We start from the raw sequence: 3,097 nt of genomic DNA, 5'->3' as shown, positions 1-3,097 counted from the left end.
TGAGCTATCTCCTCTTCAGGAGGGAATATATTATCACTGGTTAGCTGAAACCTCCAACTCTCTTTATTTTGAGCAGATCTCTTACAGGGTGCGGGCCAACGTATTAAACGTAGAAAAGTTAAAGGGAGCATATGACCGGTTAACAGCCAGACATGCTGTGCTGCGCACTAGTTTCAGTACTGAATACGCAGGTAGATCCTTACAGATCGTAAGGAAAGAAGTGCCCGGTAACTTTACCTATGAGAAGCTCGATAGTGGGGCAGGCCGGGAGGAAAAGGTAGAGCTGATCAGGCAGCAAGACAGGGAAAGAGGCTTTGACTTGAGCAGGGGTTCTCAGGTGCGCCTGCATGTTATTGATTTATCGGCGGGGGAGTATGAGTTTATCTGGAGTCATCATCATATTCTGATGGATGGCTGGTGCGGGAGTGTGCTCATCAATGACTTTAATGAGCTGTTGAGTGCAGCAATGAAAGGCAGTACAGCAGACCTGCCGCCAGTAACGCCATATTCCAATTATATCAATTGGTTAAGAACCATAGACAGGGAGCATTCACTTAGTTACTGGAAAGATTACCTTGAAGGTTACTCAACGCTGGCAGAGATACCCTTCAAGGCAGCAGGAGGAGCAGACAGCAGCTATGTTGAATCCCGTGAACACTTGCAAATAGGTGGCGATCTGTTTAAGAAAGTAGATGCCCTTTGCAGCGAGTTAGGCATTACCCACAATACGTTTGTACAAGGGGTATGGGGATACTTATTGTCACGATATAACAACACCAATGACGTGGTGTTTGGCGAAGTGGTGTCAGGCCGTCCGGCGGACTTGCCTGGAGTTGAAGACATGGTCGGGTTGTTTATCAATACTATTCCGGTAAGAGTAAAGTATGATCAGGATGATACCCCTGTTGAGCTATTAAAATCACTGCAAAAGCAATCGATAGAGAGTACATCGCATCATTATATGAATCTGTCAGAGGTTCAGTCTCAGAGTGAGCTGGGCATGGCGCTGATGACTCATATTATGATCTTTGAGAACTATGCTGTAAAAGAACTGGAGAATGAAGGGGCATTAAATAGCAAAGGTGAAGAAGGACTGGCTATAGAGTCAAGGGAAGTGTTTGAACGAACCAACTATGATTTTAATGTGATAGTTATCCCATCAGCTGTTTCATTAGGTATAATTATTAAATATAACCTCAATAGCTATGATCAGTTGTCATTGAAGAATTTAATCAGGCATTTTGATAAGTTAATCAGTGATTTTGCACATAACTCTGATCAGTCTTTACAAACATTTGATTATTTAACTGAAGAAGAGAAACATACACTGCTGGTCACTTTTAATGATACAGTAGTAGCTTATCCGAAGGATAAATCGATCGTAGACTTGTTTGAAGAGCAGGCTGCAAAGACACCAGATAATATAGCCGTAGTTTTTGGTGAAAAAGAGTTGACCTATCAGGAACTTAATGAGAGATCCAATCAGTTCGCTCATTATCTGAGAGAACAGGGGATAAGGGAAGAGACACTGGTGCCCATCTGTATGGAGCGCGGATTGGAGATGCTGATAGGCATTTTAGGCATTCTGAAGGCAGGCGGTGCCTATGTTCCCATTGATCCGGCTTATCCCCGGGACCGCATCAGTTATGTGCTTGCAGACACTGCTGCTCAACTGGTGGTGGCCACCAGTGAGAGCGAACCTGCCTTACCGCGAGATTATACCGGCCTGATGGTAGTTGTCGACAGGGATTGGGCCGTGATCAGTAAACAACCCTCCACGCCTCTTACTACAACGCTTTGCCCTACCAATCTGGCATATGTTATTTACACCTCGGGTTCAACAGGCATGCCCAAGGGGGTGTTGATCCAGCATAGTAATGTGGTGCGTCTGTTCTTTAACGATGCTCCCCTGTTTGATTTTAATGAAAAGGATACCTGGACGTTGTTTCATTCTTTCAGCTTCGACTTTTCTGTTTGGGAGATGTATGGAGCGCTCTTTTATGGCGGGCGGCTTGTGATAGTGCCTAAATGGATTACCCGGGATGTCAACGCTTTTAGGGATTTATTGGTTGAGCAGCAAGTCACGGTGCTCAACCAGACGCCTTCGGCATTTTATGTTCTGCAGGGATGTGTGGCAGGTAAAGTCATGCAACTATGCTTACGCTATGTCATTTTTGGAGGAGAAGCCCTGAATCCAGCCAAAATCAAACCGTGGAAAGAACAGTTCCCATCCTGTCGGCTGGTGAATATGTACGGTATCACCGAGACGACTGTCCATGTCACCTACCAGGAGATTGGCTTTGAACACCTGGATAACAGCAGCAGTATAATCGGTAAAGCTATTCCAACCTTAACAATTTTTATTTTAGACAGTGCGCAGCAATTAGTAACTGTTGGGGTGGCCGGAGAGATCTGCATCGGGGGAGCCGGCCTGGCGCAGGGATACCTCAACCAACCGGCATTGACAGCAGAGAAGTTTATCGCCCATCCGTTTGAGGAAGGAGAACGTCTCTACCGCAGCGGGGACTTAGGGCGCTGGCTACCGGATGGCAACATCGAGTTTATAGGAAGAAAAGATGAACAGGTAAAGATCAGGGGGCATCGCATAGAGCTTGGAGAAATAGAGCATGCCTTGGTAAATCATGGAGAGATAGACCAGGCTGTAATTATAACCAAACAGAACGGGTCCGGAGAAAAAGAGCTGGTGGCCTATATCACTTCCGATGTTGAGCAAAACACAAATGATTTAAGGGCTTATTTAAAAGCGAGCTTACCAGAGTACATGTTACCTGCCTATTTTGTACAACTGGAAGAACTGCCATTAACATCCAACGGTAAAATAGACAAGAAGTCTTTACCTGATCCTGAAGGTTTGGGATTATCCAGTGGGGTAGAATATGTAGCCCCGGGAAATGAGATAGAAGAGAAACTGGTAAAGATCTGGGAAGAAGTTCTGCAAAGAGAAAACATTGGAGTGAACGATGACTTTTTTGCTCTTGGCGGCCACAGCTTGAAAGTAGTTCGCCTAAGCAATGAGTATCAAAAGGAGTTGGCCGTAAAGCTGACTTTAAAAGAGCTGTTCGCTCATACCAGCGTA

General features: G+C 45.3%; 1 protein-coding gene. It reads left to right on the top strand.

Translation table 11 applies throughout. The features are described from left to right. Positions 1–3,097, top strand: a 3,097-nt coding sequence (locus tag A4R26_RS07450; protein ID WP_133054583.1) for a non-ribosomal peptide synthetase, incomplete at both ends; no start/stop codon positions are given.

Source organism: Niastella populi (genome assembly GCF_002078015.1).
GTDB lineage: Bacteria > Bacteroidota > Bacteroidia > Chitinophagales > Chitinophagaceae > Niastella > Niastella populi.
Note: the sequence above shows the minus strand (reverse complement) of the source record. Positions and strands in the feature narration are given on the sequence as shown.